The sequence below is a fragment of the Alteromonas sp. 07-89-2 genome (assembly GCF_013113925.1).
In the GTDB taxonomy this organism is placed as follows: Bacteria; Pseudomonadota; Gammaproteobacteria; order Enterobacterales; family Alteromonadaceae; genus Alteromonas; species Alteromonas macleodii.
The window spans coordinates 23,423-39,017 of the sequence record NZ_VTYM01000024.1 but is presented as its reverse complement, the minus strand read 5'-3'; the positions used below and the strand labels follow the sequence as shown (position 1 = coordinate 39,017).

Sequence of the window (15,595 nt, the reverse complement as noted above, 5' to 3'; positions counted from 1 at the left end):
TCTGCTGTTCGCTGACGCTAACTCAATAGCTTAATCAACGCATCGGCTGCTGGTCGTGATGACGGCGGATTCTGTCCCGTCACCAGTAACCCGTCGGTACACACTTTTACAGCAAAATTGTCGGCGCTCTCATACTTACCGCCTTTTTTAACCAGTTCATCTTCAACCAGATAAGGCACTACGTCAGTAAGTTCCATTGCAGCTTCTTCACTGTTTGAAAATCCGGTAACAGATTTTCCCTCTACCAGGTATTTGCCATCAGGCGTTTTAACGTCTTTAAGCACAATTGGCGCGTGACATACTGCCCCAACGGGTTTATTAGCTGCGATAGTGTCTTCGATGAGTTTTATCGAGTGCACATTGTCAGAAAGGTCCCACAACGGACCGTGTCCCCCTGGATAAAACACCGCGTCAAACTCTTCAGCTCTCACATCTTCAAGCGGAATAGTCGACGCTATTGCGCTACGCGCCAGCTCATCTTTCGTATATCGCATAGCGTCGTCGGTCATTGCATCGTCAGCCAGACTATTGGGATCGATTGGCACTTGCCCACCCATGGGTGACGCCAAAGTTATCGTATATCCTTGGTCTTTAAATGCGTAGTACGGCGCAGCAAACTCTTCCAACCACATGCCTGTCTTTTTGCCGGTATCACCCATAATTTCGTGAGATGTCATTACCATTAGCATACGTTTTGACATAAGCCCTCCTTGCGAGCATTTAAAAATTTGTCGTCAATTACTTCGGCTAATGTACCTAGTTAGATCATTAAAAAAGCGGAGGATCGTTTGATTGCATGATTGTGAGATTAATGACGGGCATAAAAAAGTGCCACTTCCTGTTAAGGAGAGTGGCACCTAACACTACAACTTGTAGCTAGTGTTTTTCTACAGCTTAGAAGCGGTAGTTAACACCTACGCGTAGTTCCCAAAGTGACGCATCACCTTGACGGCGCTCTGGATTAGCAGTGCCGACTACAGCCGTGTTGAATGAAGTCTCTTCTAGGATACCCCAATCATCGTTTAGCATATTCGTGAAGTTATCGATTACGAAGAATACTTGTGCGGTGTGGTCTTCGTGGAACGCTGGAACATCTTGGCGAACCGCGATGTCAACCTTCGCCCACCATGGGCTTTCTTCATCGTTACGCTCAGCACCGATTGGAAGTACGTTGTTAGAATCCAAGTAAGGTGTGAAATTGAAGATATCGTTAACTTCGTCTTCAGAAATAGTGAAGCTATAAGGCTTACCAGACTGAGCAACCGCGAATGCAGAGAACGTGGTGTTATAACCATCGATTAGCTCTGTAGTATAACGGAAGTCTAACGTAAAGCGGTGTGCGATATTCCAATCTGAAAGTGAAGATACTTCTTCATTCGGGTTGGTAAATGCACGGAACTGGAAGTTAGAGAACGCTACAGAGCTAGTCATAGGCTGTACATCTTCAGCGTGGCTGTAGTTATAACCACCCACGATTGAGATGCCGTTGTCCCAAGACTTGTTCATAGTCGCTGTTAATGAATAAGAAGTAGAGCTTTCATCAGAGTTAGTTAACTCTAGTGAACCTAAGCCCGTTCTTTCATATTCAATATAACCTTCCTCTGTAAGACCCACAGGCTCTATGCCTTTGTATTTAATCATCGCTTGGTTTTGCGTAATGCTAACCAATAGATCTAAGTTAAATACGTAGTCTTCGTCTGTGATGTGCGTCATACCTGCAGAGATTTTCCACTCGCTAGGCATTTCAAAGTCTGGGTCAAGGTTATTTGGTTCAAAGTTACGGCCAACACCTGAATCCATTTGTGCATCTAGGTCAGACGGTACTGAGTAACCTGGACCGGCGGTAACGCCGTCTTCAGTGTTAACCCAAGTGATGCTGCCATCTAGGATATTTGCATAGTCGTTTCTAACTTCACCACCAGTAACGTTAGTGTTCTGGTAGTTGTTAGTCATCCAAACGTTAGGATTTCCGCCTGAGAATAAACCGAAGCCACCGCGTAGTTCTGTGCTATCGCTTAGCGTGTAGTTAAGACCTACACGTGGTTGAAGTAGGTCTACACCGTCAAGGTTTGCACTGTTGCTATAACCGTAAGATTCAGTGAATTCCGTGTTTTCTAAAGGACGATCTGACGTTGTGATCCAGTCATAACGAAGACCAGCAACCACTTTCAAGTCGTCAGTTAGGTAGAACTCGTCTTGCGCGTAGGTTGAGTGAGACGTGTAGCCCCATTCTGCTGCACGGTCAAGAAGGTTACCCGAGTATGCATAACCGTATTCGATACGTGCATTGGCACCGTTTTCGAAATCGTCAATGCTGTTGAAAATCGTTGTTGTTTCAGCGTGCTGTACGAAAAGGTTGAAGATATCAAGCTTGTCGTTTTCATAACCGAAAGTTAGCGTGTGACCGTTATCGAAGTAGTAGTTACCGCGGAACAAGATGCTAGTTGCATCCCAGTCTAGGTCGTTGGCTTGACGGCTGTCATCAGAACCTAGGTAAACGGTTAGGTTATCTGAAGAATCGTCCGGATCATTAGCCATACGGATTAGGATCTCACCGAAGTCGTTTCCACCTGGAGTGCCGTCACCGTAGAAAGAGCGCTGAAGGTTATCAAGCTCTGTACGTGCTATACGGATTTCGGTTGAGAACTTGTCTGTCCAGTCTGAGTAAAGTACACCGATGAAAGACTGAAGCTCTGCACCACGCTCATATAAGTGGCTTTGGAATTCAAATTCATTTGAATCGCCGTCAGACTGCGCAAAGTTGTTGCCGTCGTTGTAGTTATAAGTAAACGCTAAACGATGCTGGTCGTTGATGTTCCAGTCTAACTTAACAAGTAACTTTTCATCTTCGTTAGCAAGGCTTGATGGAACACCGCCAGCGTCAAAGTTGTAAACGTCTTGAGAAATTTGTTGGATGCGCTCAACTTCTGCTTGAGTAATATTAACCTCGTTAATCGCACCAGAGCCGATAGCGCCACGGTCAAAAGTATTTGCACCTTCAAGTTTTTCGTATGCAGCGAAGATAAATAGTTTATCTTTGATAAGCGGTGCACCAACGGTGAAGCCGTAACGTTTCTCAGTATACGCGCCTAGGTTGATATCATCACCTTCAAGTGAGTCACCACGTAAGCTGTCGCTACCGAAATCGTAGAATGCAGAACCGTGAACTTCGTTAGTACCGGTTTTACTTACGGCACTGATGTTACACGCAGAGAAACCACCGTAGATCACGTCGAAAGGTGCGATTTCAACTGAAACACCTGCGATAGCGTCGAAAGAGAAAGGCATTCTTTCTGTTGGGTAGCCGTTTGAGTTAAGACCGAAAAGGTCATTCATGCGAACACCGTCAACAGTCAGGCTGTTGAAACGCGGGCTTTTACCCACACACTGGATACCGTTGCTGCCGCCTTCGTCTACGTAAATACGTGGGTCAATACGAACGATGTCAGTGATATCACGGTTAATAGCAGGTGCTTCTTGAAGAGTTGAAAGGTCGAAGCTTGCTACTGGGCCAGTTTGACCGAAAGATAGGCTGCTAACCTGAGAACCAGTTACAACAATGTTTTCGTATTGAGCAGCAGGCTCAAGCATACGCTCGATAGACGCTGATTCACCAAGCTCTAGGTAAACATCGTTGATAGTTTGATCAGCGAATTCGTCAGAATCAATAACAACTGTGTATGGACCACCTACGCGAAGACCACGAAGACTGAACGTACCACCGCTGTTTACTGTTACTGTTTTAACAGCACCAGTAGGAACGTGAGTAACCGTTACTACAGTACCTGCTGCAGGGTTACCTTGCGGGCCCATAATTTTACCGTTCAATTCAGATGACGTTACCTGCGCCATTGCAGTTGACGACAAACCGATTGACAGCGCAACCGCAGCCGCAATGCGACTGAACTTTGCTGATGTTCTCATGTGTGTTTCCCTTTTTGTTTAAATTTGTTTTTAGGTTCGCTAGTAGGGTATTTCCCGTAGTCGACCTTCAATTAATATGAATCGACGAAATTGTTATAGAGATTCATGTCAATTTTATTACAACTTTACATTTTTATTTAGCAGCAATCCCCCTAGGCCTTTGACTTTGCAAAAAATATCTTGACCAAATGGTCAGATTAATTTACTTGTTATTATTCTCGTCAATTCACGGCGATTAGCTGTTCCTATTCTTGCCATATCGAGCACTAATAAACAGCGTTTAATAAAAATCAGGTTTACCCATAAAAATAACAAAAATAACAATGACTTACTATTTTAAAATAAATTTACCTATTGCAATAAGTAACCTTAACTGATGAAATCCGCGTATAAATCGTTAATTCATTTGGTCGTTTTTTTGACAGATTTTAGAATTGTTACCTCTGTAAAATGGATTGTCTTTGTTGTCGTTGCATTATTATGTAGCGTAGCTAGCTATTTTAAAAATTCTATTTTTTATGATGACATCCTGCCACAAACCGGTCAAATATTAACCTGTGAAACGGGGTTATCTGGAAATGAAGACATATTTTCTGCCTATATAACCGATGGCCGTATCGCAGAAATGGTTAATGAACGCTTATGCTCGGACAGTACAATAAAGCGTCAATATAGCGGCATTAAGGTAGTGGTTGGACAAAGCGATTACGACACCTTTAGATATATCAATCACGGCGTTGTTGATCTCGCTTTAGTGAAAAGTAATATAGTAGACGCTTTCGGCGCTGACAAAATATACGGTCTAACGAAGTTAGCCGCGCACCCCGACTATCCCGCATTCTTCATTTCACTCAGAGAGAAGCCAACATTAAGCAAAGAATATCTTCTAGGAAAACGCATAGGCCTTCTTGATTATCCAAGTAGTCGCTCTGGCCATATAGTGCCGAAAACCGTTCTTCATCATTTAGGCCTGAACAGTAGCAATATCGATATTATTTATTACAGCTCTCATAAAGAACTAAGGCGGGCACTCCTTGCAGGCGAGGTCGATATTATTTCCACGTATTGGGCTGAAGAAGACGGTGAAACTTTCTCTAAAAACTATATATCTCCACTGCTAGAAAGCGTAAGCGGCATGCAATGGTATTTGAAGATGCAGACTCAAAATACCGACTTATTCTGCGCTGTGCAGTCGGTTGTTTACGAAATAGCGACAACACACCCGAGACCATATTACAAAAATATTACGCTGGAAGAAGGGTGTAACAAATGAGTAAAATAAAGCTTCGCCCTAGGCCTCCTCTTAAGCTCGCAATTACCTTCTCTTTATTGCTAATCTCATTGCAAATTGCATCTGTTGTAGGCCAGTATTTCGCGCATCAATCTTCTATTCACCGGGCCATTGACGTAGTTGAGAGAAGAATCAGCTTAGATAGCGCTTTCCTTGATGTAGGAAATGAAACGCTTAACACGCCAGAGAACAGATATGCTATAGGCCGTTACCTTGAACGCCTAAATCGAGTAGTCGAAGAAAAGGCACTTCCTGTTGTCGTTAGTGAAATTCAAGGAGTTCAGGTCAAGTCAGACTTATCTGAATATCCAGCACTACACCGCACTACCTTCGAGAATGCAGAGCAAACCATAAATATTTCTATCAATAGTAGAGCACCTATCAATGAGGTCGGTCTTAGTTGGCTTGGCATTTTACTCGCGTTTCTTATTGCTCCCCTTTTCGCCTTTACGAGTAAAAAGAGACGAACACAGTCTTCACTTGAAGAATTAGTGCTTCCTCCTAAACCAAAGCTTGTTATCAACCTTCAGGAAAAAACGATTTCGAACGGTATTGATGACAAAGTAGTCACACTACAAAACAAACCTCTGTGTTTCTATACCGCTCTAGTTAAGTACTGCATAGATAACCCAAATGAGTCTCTGCCTCCTCACAAAGATGTACCACACGAGTTAATGGCATTGGCTAACAAGTGTTTTGGTCGATTAATCGAATTGGGCCATACCAAGCGAAAACGCCCAGATTTCAATGCAAATTTAGATAAAACCCTCAGCGAAATACGCGCTGCACTTGATGATGTATTCTCTGGTTATGTTGATGAAAAAGAAACCTACTACCCACCCAGAGCGCAAGGTGAGGGCTCTCGCTCGAAGCAGCATTCGTATGCATTACCGAGCGTTAAGGACGACGATATAGAGATAATTGGTAACTAGCGATATTTTGACTTGTTCAGTTAAAAACTGACCACTTGGAGAACTTTTTGGTGTTTTTTACGTGCTGACTAAACGCCCTGCAATACCTTGAAAATACGATAAAGTTCTAGCAAAGACCGATCCAAAAACCGAGAACTTGTGAATATAACATTGATTCGCGAGGCCTAAACGCGTATCTTTGCACCAACAAAATCAGCTTTATAGTACTATGCAATCGCCACTTATTATTGCCATTTCTGGGGCTTCTGGCTCTGGGAAGTCTCTTTTTACAAAAAATTTGTTTAACGGCTTCAGTGCTCAAGGCCGCCCTGTTCAAGTGCTGCGCGAAGATCATTACTACCGTGCGCAAGATCATCTTCCCATGGAGCAACGTGAGAAGAACAACTATGATCACCCGAACGCCTTTGAACATGAGCTTTTAAAAGCACACTTGCAAGCATTGCGTGATGGTCAGCCTATTGACTATCCACATTACTGCTATAAAACGCATACGCGTTTGCCTGAAACTGAGCGTCTAAATCCTGCGCCAGTCATTATTCTTGAAGGCATCATGCTACTAGCTCGTACTGATCTTCTTCCTTTGTACGACGTGAAGATCTTCATTGATACTCCTCTTGATATTTGTTTGATGCGCAGAATGATGCGCGACCTAAAAGAACGCGGTCGTAGTATTGAATCTGTGGCAAAACAGTACGAAGAAACTGTTAAGCCTATGTATCATCAATTTATAGAACCTAGCCGCTTCACTGCCGACGTAGTAGTGACGCAAGGTGGCAAAAACCAAATTGCATTAGATGTGATCAAATCACACATTCAGCAAGCGCTTCTTTAAGGGAACATTACTATGGTGAGTTTACTGGGCATTGCAGTCCTTCTGGGTATTGCCTTCGCGTTATCATCGGCGAAACGTAATATAAACTGGCGCACCGTCGGTGGCGCATTTGCTATTCAAGCATCCGTTGGCGCGTTTGTCCTGTATTCTGAACCTGGTAAAGAAGTATTGTTGAGCGCAACGCGTTTTGTCGCCAACATCATTGCTTATAGCCAAGAAGGCATTAATTTCTTGTTCGGTCCTATTGGCGACAAGTCGATCGCGTTTATTTTTGCCTTTAACGTGCTTCCAGTTATCGTGTTTTTCTCGGCGCTTATTGCCGTTCTTTATCACCTCAAAGTAATGGGTTTGATCATCAAGGTTATCGGTGGTTTTTTACAGAAAGCGCTGGGAACTAGCCGACCTGAATCCATGTCTTCTGCTGCCAATATTTTTGTGGGCCAAACAGAAGCGCCTCTTGTGGTTCGCCCTTTTATTCCACACATGACGAGCTCTGAGCTATTTGCCATTATGGTGGGGGGGTTGGCGTCAATTGCTGGTTCAGTAATGGCGGGCTACGCAGGCATGGGGGTAGATCTTAAGTATTTGCTAGCAGCCAGCTTTATGGCTGCGCCAGGTGGCTTACTTATGGCAAAAATCATGTTGCCAGAAACCAGTAAGCCAAATGAAGATTTACATGACGTAGATGCGGAAGATACCGGCTACGCCAATGTATTTGATGCAGCCGCCAGTGGCGCTGCATCAGGCATGCAACTTGCGTTAAACGTAGGTGCAATGCTACTCGCTTTCATAGCACTTATAGCCATGTTTAACGGCCTTATTGGCTGGACAGCAGGATTATTTGGCTATGAAAACGTGACGTTTGAAGGGATCCTGGGTTATGTGCTTCAACCTCTTGCATGGGCAATCGGCGTACCATGGGAGGAAGCGCAACTTGCAGGCAGCTTTATTGGTCAGAAAATGGTAGTTAACGAATTTGTCGCCTACCTAAACTTCCTAGAGAACCAATCACAGCTATCTGAAGCATCTCAGGCCATTATCACCTTTGCACTTTGTGGTTTTGCAAACTTCTCTTCTATCGCTATTTTGATGGGTGGAATTGGTGCCATGGCACCAACACGCAGAAAAGAAATTGCGAGACTGGGGTTAAAAGCTGTTATTGCTGCAACGTTATCTAACTTAATGAGTGCCGCGCTAGCGGGCTTTTACCTCTCTCTTGGTTAAATTTCATTAATTTGGACCAGTTGGTCAAGATTTTACTAGACTAACTGGTCAGGTTTCTGTAAATTACGCGCAAATTCCTCGCGGGGTTGATTTATGTCAATTTCTGCGACTTTTTTCTGTAGCCCGTCTACCTTTATAATGCCGCAGTCAAAATATACGGGATAAAGTTATGCAATTAGTTGCTGTTGATTACCAAGCGGAAAACGCACAAGAAGAATTCGTGAAGTCACTTCGCGAGACAGGGTTCGGTGTTTTAAAAAATCACCCTATCCAACAGTCATTAGTTCAAGGTATTTACGACAATTGGCAGGGCTTCTTCGACAGTGAAGAGAAGAACGATTACCTGTACAACAAGGGTAAACAAGACGGATTTTTCCCTCAGAGCGTATCTGAGGTAGCCAAAGGCTTTACGAAAAAAGACATTAAAGAGTATTACCATTTCTATCCGTGGGGTCAGTGTCCAGAAGCACTACAGCCGCAGATTTCCCAGTACTATGGGGAAGCAAACACACTAGCGAAAGAGCTATTGGGTTGGATAGAAAAGCATTCTCCTTCAGAGGTGAGCGATAAGTACAGTCAACCGCTAGGTGACATGATCAAAGATTCTGATCAGACCTTGCTACGTATACTGCACTACCCACCACTAAAAGGTGATGAAGAAGTAGACGCAATTCGCGCAGCTGCTCACGAAGATATTAATTTGATTACTATCTTGCCTGCAGCCAACGAGCCTGGATTGCAAGTACAAGCTAAAGACGGTAGTTGGATTGAAGTTCCGTGTGATTTCGGGAACTTGATTGTGAATATTGGCGACATGCTTCAAGAGGCATCTGGCGGATACTTCCCATCAACTACGCATAGGGTTGTAAACCCAGATGGTGCTGACATGACGAAATCTCGTATTTCATTGCCGCTGTTCTTACACCCTAGACCAGATGTTGTTCTTTCAGAACGTCATACCGCAGGGTCATACCTGCAAGAGCGCCTTCGTGAGCTGGGCGTTATATAAATTAAGTTCCTTTTGTAGTGTTATTCTTTTGCCGCAGCTAGTCTGCGGTTTTTTTTGCCTGAATTATACCGCCTACCCTCTCAACACCCACTTCATTGATTATTCGCTAAAGCTGATAATTTGGACTGATAACGAGACTTGTCTTGCCTATTGTTTGCATGCTTGATAGCCCGAGACAAGTATTGCTCAGCGTTGGTTATGTCTCCACTTTCAAAATACGTTTTCGCTAATCCAAACAGAATTTCATGACGGGTATTATCAAGTTTTAGTCCCTTTAAATAATATGATATCGCTGCCTCGTACTCTTCATTATCGAAAGCTTGTTCACCCAATATATAGTGGTAAAAGGGATTGCTTTGGCGTTTAGTATCCACCATTTGGTTGATTGTTTTCGCCTCTTCAAATCTATCTTGATAACGATAAAGTATCGATAAATTTTCCCATGCTGTGAGGTTTTCACTATTCAAAGATAAAGCATGCTTGTAGGCCGCCTCTGCTTGTTCGTATGCATCGGCCATTCGATAAAGTACTCCAAGATTGACCCAACTTTGGGCCAGTTCCGGTGCGATGGTAGCAGCAGCCCTAAAATAGCTATAGGCTTTGGTATAACTGTTGGCAACAAGCGCATCAGCTCCCTTATTGTTGTAGAACATCGCTATAACTTTTTCCTCTGACACAGCGATTCTAGGAAAGTAACTTCTGAGGGTTTGGGGGTCGAAATCCACGTCCGCAAAACTTCCTCCAATAGAGACGATATTGGGATCTTCTGGAAGTTGAACTCGTAAGTTGATATGACCATTTAGTAAACTGTACCCTTCTCGACGAGTCCAGTATTCAGGGATTTCTACTTCGTAGAACGTGGCTTGTAGCCCTACATGTTTCGCTAACGCATACGTCATAATGGAAAGAGACAAACAATTCGCGGCTCTATTATTGAACGTAGTATTTGCTGTGGTGTTAGCACCGTTTCTGTAAAGCATTCCCTGATCAGAGTGGTCAAATATGGCCTTCACTAACCCTTTTACATTTTTTTGCAGCGCGCTTTTTTCATAGACCGCTTGCTCAGCAAAAAACTGTGCGTCTTCGTCTAAGTAAAAAATTTCATCTGAAGACTCTACGGGAAATAACGTATAGGAAGGAAAGAGACTGTCATTTAACAAAGTGGGCGCAGCTTTTACATGCTGATTATCAGTAGATTGGCAAGCGGCAAGCACTATGCATAACAACAAAGGAACAGCGAGTCGAGCATTCATAATAGGCACCTTTCTTATTTACTCGATAGATTAAGTATAGCAGCGCGCCATGAATTTACATTTTATTTACAATCCAGTTTAAAGCTCGTTCAACGCATAATTTTACTCGCTTCCTTAGGTGCTCATACATTGCGACTTGGCATTACACAAAGTTAATCATCAAATTTCCCTGAAGTACCGTAACAATTCTCAATTCAGTAGCTTTCAGTGGCGTAGGTCAGTAGTTGGCTAAACGAAGGATGTTGAATTTCACTTAACGTAATTTAATAGGCAAAAGGAAAGAGTATGAAAAAGTTAATTAGTGCGTTCTTCTTAGTTGTATTGAGTGCCTCAGCGGTTGCTGGCCATCATGCCAAGGATGGACATAAAGATATTGTCGACACCGCAGCAAGCAACGACATGTTCTCAACACTTGTCACCGCAGTTAAGTCTGCCGACTTGGTTACTACACTGAAGGGAGATGGGCCATTCACTGTTTTCGCTCCCACCGATGAAGCTTTTGCTGCACTCCCGGCAGGCACCATTGAGATGCTATTGAAACCTGAGAATAAACAAACCCTTGTTAAAATTCTCACTTATCACGTAGTAACGGGTAAAGTCACAGCAAAAGATGTAGCTGGGCTATCTGATGCCACTACCGTCGAAGGAAGCAAGGTAATGGTCTCAACTGATATGAATAAGGTTATGATAAACGGCGCAAATGTGATCAAAGCCGACATCATGACGAGTAACGGTGTTATTCACGTGATCGATACTGTGTTGCTTCCAAACGATGTTAAAGCAGCGCTGTAGTCCCTCTTGCAAAGAAAAGCGCTGAAAACGAAAGCACTAAAAGTTGGTGCTTTCGTTCATCGATTTATGCATGTGCTTCGATCTCTTCAACAAGTCTGGGCGTAGAAACATTGAACGGTTAGTTGGTCACGGGCATGTTTAACATACGCATGTTTAAACAGGCCTTCGTTGTCATCTAACCAGTTGTCTGAATCCATTCAAGGAATAAAGAAAGGAGTTCACGTGTTCACAGTCTACACATATAGTATTGCGGGCCTTTTGCTTATAAGCTTTACCGTTTTCGTGCAAAACATCGTTGCCGCTATCGCTCACAGAAAACAGTCTCGCTATATTCCAGGGAAAGTCAGCGAGGAATTGAGTCATGATAGTTTCGTATTCAGAAGCCACAGAACATTTCACAATTCGCTCGAAAATATTCATCAGTTTACGCTTCCAGCTCTTCTTTGCATTTTTCTTGGCGCATCAACCAGCATACTTGCGGCTCTTGTTTGGATTTACGCGCTAAGTCGCATCATTCATATGGGGCTGTATTACGCAATCGCTACAGAAAAAAATCCAAGCCCAAGAAGCTATTTTTATATGATAGGCACACTGTGTACCTTCGGCGTATTTGGTCTTGCAGTGTTTAATTTGTTTTCTTAGAAACGATATAAAATAAGAAGATAAGAGTGAAATTGAACCAAATGGTTAAATATTAAACTTTTGGTTAATCCACATTTTCTAAAATTAGGCGTACTCTTGAACCTGAACACTCACCTTTGTGTTTAGGAGTACTTGTGTATATTGAACAAGTTGGCGACCGAACTTTAGCAGATTGCAAAGTACTGATTGTCGACGACCAAGCCAGCAGCAGACTTGTTCTGGAAACTTTACTTGAAGACACAGTCGCCTGCGCCTCTGTGGGCTCAGGTAAAGAAGCAATTGAATATTGCAAGTACCATACGCCTGACCTAATCCTCATGGATGTTTCAATGCCCGAATTAGACGGGCATCAGACCACCGCATTGTTAAGAAAAAAGCCGTTGTGTGCTCACATTCCTATTATTTTCGTAACCTCTTCGTCAAGTGATGAAGAAGAGTCGAGATGTTGGGAATCAGGCTGCGTTGACTTTGTGGTGAAGCCGGTAAACGCTTGTACCCTACGCAACCGTGTAAAATCACACATCAATCACAAGCTTAGAAACGATTTGCTCGAAAAGCTTATCTATGTAGATAAGTTAACAGGTGCCTACAATCGCCACTATTTAGACGACTATTTACCCCGTTTAGTGAGAGATGGGTTGCGTAATGTTACTCCTCTCTCCTTGGTTATTTTTGATGTTGATCACTTTAAACTGTTCAATGATATGTATGGTCATATAGATGGCGATAGCTGTTTGTGGAAGGTCAGTAAAACGATCAACGACGCCCTACTTCGACCTATGGACAAATTAGTGAGAATTGGCGGTGAAGAGTTTTTGGTTATTCTGCCTAACACCGATGTAAACGGCGCGAAGGCCGTCACTGAGCGCTTATTGCGAACGGTTTATGACCTGAATATTCCTCATGCGGCATCTGAGTATGAACGCGTTACGCTAAGTGCTGGCTTAGCCGTCAAGCATGCTGATGACAATAAAACTATCGACTACGTCATGTTAGAAGCAGACAAAAATCTGTATGTGGCCAAAACCTCTGGGCGAAATCAACTCGTGGCGCCGACAGCAGTAAGCGCTGGCAAAATAAAAGCATCGAGTCATTCCACAAAACTTAAGGCTTAGGCACTATAATTAGCGTTGCCTTGCTCTAGACGCTAATGCGGTACTCCCAGCTTAAAACTGCCGACAGCATTCGTGTGAGCCAAAGACTCGAGTGAATTCTCCAAAGTAATTCCCAATTCATTTAGCTGGGCGTAAAACAACTGCATTGTCGCTAGCGCGTCATCTAGTGCGTTGTGTTCAGGAAACGCGGGTAAGTCTAATCGTTGCCTACAAACCGTTAGCGTTGCACTATTACTCGGTAACACCTGATGTTGTTTGTTTAACTGATAAAGTGCGAGCTGAAGCGTATCAATATAGAGCACTTCCATCTGCGTTAATCCACACCGTTTGAAGGCACTATCAAGCGCCATCAAATCTAATCGCGCATTGTGAAAAATTAGAACATGTGTCTTCAGTAGTGGTAGCAATGAATTGATGGCGTCTGCTAAGCCTTCGCCTTGTTGCAAAATATCTAAGGTCAATCCGTGTATTACAGGGCTTTGTCCTAAGTCCGCTGACGTATTAATAACGTGATAGCCACTGGAGGAAAGCGTAATTTTTCCAGCTGAACCACTTACATAACCAATCGATGTAATTTGAGTTGTCACAGGGTCTAACGATGTGAGTTCTAAATCCACAGACGCCAAAGGGGTGTCGCCCAACGTTTTATCACGTAACGACTTTCTGAATTGACGCTTCCCAAACAGTACCGATGCACAGGCTTCGATTATTCGCGTTATCATGGAGTTAACTTACGCCGCCAGAAAACTTCATAACCATTGCTTGATTGGTTCGCTCTATAGCCTTGAATGCGGCTTTTAGCTGATGCTTTTCAATCGATGATAAACTTGAAACCGACACACGATTGTCCGTTACTTTATTTTCCAACTGATGACGCCAACGCAAACGATTTAAAAACAGCCAAATATCACGTAGGTTAGTTGCATCTCTTTTTGAGAGCTGTGAATTTTCCGATAGCGCGTCTAACCGAGCAAGTGTGTTAGGCAACGTCACGCCATCAGCTAGCGCGTATATACGGGCGATATTGTTAATTAAGGCCACGGCTCGGGTTTTAAGGTCGATCACGTCCTTCTCTTTACGGCCTTTTTCATAAATGAACTTTTGAAACATGGAAAGCGGAACCGATATTTCGTTACTATTTCTCGTAAGCGCTGCTAAGAACATATTTTGCTTCATCAAGGGGGCCCTTTGACGCTGCAACTGCTTAAATAAACTTATATCACCGGCTGCGCAGCGAACATCAAGAAAAATATTAAAGTGCATAATCGCATCTTTAGTTGGTGCTTTTACCCATCGCTTCGCTTCTTCAATGGCTTCTTCAAGCGAGAGTCTAAGTTTAGAATTGCTCGCCATAATATTACCATCGCACAGTTTAATGCCGCATTTGGCCAAACCGTTACACACATAATCAGCCATTTTTGCGAAATATTCTGCTTGCGCTTCGCTTGGCCGCTCAGCAAGAAGCAGTCCATTGTCTTGATCCGAACCCATCGTCTGATCTTCTCTTGCCTGTGATCCATAAACAAGCCACGCAAACATCATGGGAGCTTTCCCGTTAGCCTGTTGGAAAAAGCCAATAAGCTTTCTTGTCATAATATCGGTAGCTTGAGATAAAATTTTGCCAGCAATGTCATAGTCCCCTGCTTTTTTCGCATGAGCAGAGAAATAATGCGGCAACTGCCAGGATAGCCGTGTTAGTTCGTAAAGGTTCTCCGCTTTGCTTAGCTCTCCAATAATAAAAAGAACGTTACCACGCTGATGACGAATGATATCGCTGGCTGTCACCATACCCAATGGCACAAGGGTTTTCTGGTCGATAACCGGTAGGTGATGGATGTTCCTTTCGGTCATAAGCGCCAAGGCATCAAATAGCGTTCTATTTCCCATTATCTGCGCAGGATTAGGCGTCATTATATGGCTGACTGGATGATGAATATCGAGAGAGGTGGCAACCACTCTTGAACGTAAGTCTCGGTCGGTGATAATGCCAATAAGTTTATCTTCTCGTGTAACCAGTAATGACGATACCTTTTGATTCGTCATGATCTGCGCCGCCACTGTTATTGACGTTTCTACGTCCACCGACACGGGAGACTTATTAATAACATCCTCAAGCCCTTTATAAAGCCACATGGAATTACTATCGGAAATAGCATGGTTTTGAAGGGCATTATTGCGCAGCCCATCAAAAAAATTTCGAATTGCTGGCAGTTCAAATAACGGGGTAACAGCAGACGCTTCAAAACAGTAAACCAGACCTGGACTGTCTACACTGATGCTTAATGAAAAATTACGTTTTTCCATTATATTGGTGTAGCCGAAGTAGTCGCCCTCACTTAAATGGCGTAAAGGGGCATCTGAATCTTGGACGGAAAACTGTCCATTTTGAATAAGAAAAAGTGACGCTTTGCCCTTTTGCAGGTCGCCCACATTATCCGCTGTTAGGTAAATCAATTCAGTATGTTTTACTAGCTCAAGCTTTTGCTCTTTATCCAGCATGTCAAAAGGTGCTGAAGTGTTGAGAAAGTCTTCAACTTGTTTAGCCATCGCAGTCATAGGGAATGTCCAGTTCACAAAAAGA

The 15,595-nt window shown here is 43.3% G+C and carries 13 protein-coding genes; 8 read left to right on the top strand and 5 right to left on the bottom strand.

Going from position 1 to position 15,595, the window contains the following annotated elements; all coding sequences use genetic code 11:
* Nucleotides 1-17 precede the first annotated feature (17 nt).
* Nucleotides 18-701 (bottom strand): type 1 glutamine amidotransferase domain-containing protein, encoded by a 684-nt coding sequence (locus F0261_RS15240; RefSeq protein ID WP_014950804.1) that lies wholly within the window; start codon nucleotides 699-701, stop codon nucleotides 18-20.
* Nucleotides 702-894: 193 nt separating this feature from the next.
* A complete protein-coding gene (locus F0261_RS15235) occupies nucleotides 895-3,924 on the bottom strand; it encodes a TonB-dependent receptor (RefSeq protein WP_014980369.1) in 3,030 nt (1,009 codons plus the stop codon).
* Nucleotides 3,925-4,300: 376 nt separating this feature from the next.
* On the opposite strand from F0261_RS15235, the gene F0261_RS15230 reads away from it, so the two are divergent.
* The 5 genes from F0261_RS15230 to F0261_RS15210 all read left to right on the top strand — a co-directional run bounded on the left by F0261_RS15230 (nucleotide 4,301) and on the right by F0261_RS15210 (nucleotide 9,212).
* Entirely contained in the window at nucleotides 4,301-5,197 is an 897-nt protein-coding gene (locus F0261_RS15230; protein ID WP_014980370.1) for an ABC transporter substrate-binding protein, read from the top strand.
* Nucleotides 5,194-6,147, top strand: a complete 954-nt coding sequence (locus F0261_RS15225) for a hypothetical protein (protein ID WP_171338372.1) — start codon at nucleotides 5,194-5,196, stop codon at nucleotides 6,145-6,147. The genes F0261_RS15230 and F0261_RS15225 overlap by 4 nt, the downstream gene beginning before the upstream one ends.
* 208 nt (nucleotides 6,148-6,355) lie before the next feature.
* Complete coding sequence (gene udk / locus F0261_RS15220) at nucleotides 6,356-6,979, top strand: uridine kinase (protein WP_014950808.1); 624 nt, start codon at nucleotides 6,356-6,358, stop codon at nucleotides 6,977-6,979.
* A 12-nt stretch (nucleotides 6,980-6,991) separates the two neighbouring features.
* Complete coding sequence (locus F0261_RS15215; protein ID WP_014950809.1) at nucleotides 6,992-8,203, top strand: NupC/NupG family nucleoside CNT transporter; 1,212 nt, start codon at nucleotides 6,992-6,994, stop codon at nucleotides 8,201-8,203.
* A gap of 169 nt (nucleotides 8,204-8,372) precedes the next feature.
* On the top strand, nucleotides 8,373-9,212 hold the full coding sequence (locus F0261_RS15210) for an isopenicillin N synthase family oxygenase (RefSeq protein ID WP_014980372.1): 840 nt from the start codon (nucleotides 8,373-8,375) through the stop codon (nucleotides 9,210-9,212).
* Between the two features lie 92 nt (nucleotides 9,213-9,304).
* On the opposite strand, the gene F0261_RS15205 is transcribed toward F0261_RS15210, so the two are convergent.
* Nucleotides 9,305-10,465 carry a lipopolysaccharide assembly protein LapB gene (locus tag F0261_RS15205; protein WP_014980373.1) on the bottom strand — a complete coding sequence of 387 codons (1,161 nt, stop codon included), beginning with the start codon at nucleotides 10,463-10,465 and terminating at the stop codon, nucleotides 9,305-9,307.
* A gap of 285 nt (nucleotides 10,466-10,750) precedes the next feature.
* On the opposite strand from F0261_RS15205, the gene F0261_RS15200 reads away from it, so the two are divergent.
* From F0261_RS15200 to F0261_RS15190, 3 genes are all read left to right on the top strand, one after another.
* Nucleotides 10,751-11,257, top strand: coding sequence for a fasciclin domain-containing protein (locus F0261_RS15200; protein WP_014980374.1), 507 nt, complete (start codon nucleotides 10,751-10,753; stop codon nucleotides 11,255-11,257).
* Between the two features lie 222 nt (nucleotides 11,258-11,479).
* Nucleotides 11,480-11,899, top strand: a complete 420-nt coding sequence (locus F0261_RS15195; RefSeq protein WP_014950813.1) for an MAPEG family protein — start codon at nucleotides 11,480-11,482, stop codon at nucleotides 11,897-11,899.
* Nucleotides 11,900-12,033: 134 nt separating this feature from the next.
* Nucleotides 12,034-13,014, top strand: a complete 981-nt coding sequence (locus F0261_RS15190; protein WP_171338371.1) for a diguanylate cyclase — start codon at nucleotides 12,034-12,036, stop codon at nucleotides 13,012-13,014.
* A 32-nt stretch (nucleotides 13,015-13,046) separates the two neighbouring features.
* Here the strand turns inward: F0261_RS15190 and F0261_RS15185 are convergent, their stop codons facing one another.
* Both F0261_RS15185 and F0261_RS15180 read right to left on the bottom strand, forming a co-directional pair.
* A complete protein-coding gene (locus tag F0261_RS15185; protein ID WP_171338370.1) occupies nucleotides 13,047-13,736 on the bottom strand; it encodes a 3'-5' exonuclease in 690 nt (229 codons plus the stop codon).
* Between the two features lie 4 nt (nucleotides 13,737-13,740).
* Complete coding sequence (locus F0261_RS15180) at nucleotides 13,741-15,570, bottom strand: putative nucleotidyltransferase substrate binding domain-containing protein (protein WP_171338369.1); 1,830 nt, start codon at nucleotides 15,568-15,570, stop codon at nucleotides 13,741-13,743.
* Nucleotides 15,571-15,595: the final 25 nt, after the last annotated feature.

Bases quoted from the DNA above. Each gene is read 5' to 3' on its own strand.
- F0261_RS15240 (WP_014950804.1), bottom strand. From the start codon at position 701: ATGTCAAAACGTATGCTAATGGTAATGACATCTCACGAAATTATGGGT.
- F0261_RS15235 (WP_014980369.1), bottom strand. From the start codon at position 3,924: ATGAGAACATCAGCAAAGTTCAGTCGCATTGCGGCTGCGGTTGCGCTG.
- F0261_RS15230 (WP_014980370.1), top strand. From the start codon at position 4,301: ATGAAATCCGCGTATAAATCGTTAATTCATTTGGTCGTTTTTTTGACA.
- F0261_RS15225 (WP_171338372.1), top strand. From the start codon at position 5,194: ATGAGTAAAATAAAGCTTCGCCCTAGGCCTCCTCTTAAGCTCGCAATT.
- udk (WP_014950808.1), top strand. From the start codon at position 6,356: ATGCAATCGCCACTTATTATTGCCATTTCTGGGGCTTCTGGCTCTGGG.
- F0261_RS15215 (WP_014950809.1), top strand. From the start codon at position 6,992: ATGGTGAGTTTACTGGGCATTGCAGTCCTTCTGGGTATTGCCTTCGCG.
- F0261_RS15210 (WP_014980372.1), top strand. From the start codon at position 8,373: ATGCAATTAGTTGCTGTTGATTACCAAGCGGAAAACGCACAAGAAGAA.
- F0261_RS15205 (WP_014980373.1), bottom strand. From the start codon at position 10,465: ATGAATGCTCGACTCGCTGTTCCTTTGTTGTTATGCATAGTGCTTGCC.
- F0261_RS15200 (WP_014980374.1), top strand. From the start codon at position 10,751: ATGAAAAAGTTAATTAGTGCGTTCTTCTTAGTTGTATTGAGTGCCTCA.
- F0261_RS15185 (WP_171338370.1), bottom strand. From the start codon at position 13,736: ATGATAACGCGAATAATCGAAGCCTGTGCATCGGTACTGTTTGGGAAG.
- F0261_RS15180 (WP_171338369.1), bottom strand. From the start codon at position 15,570: ATGACTGCGATGGCTAAACAAGTTGAAGACTTTCTCAACACTTCAGCA.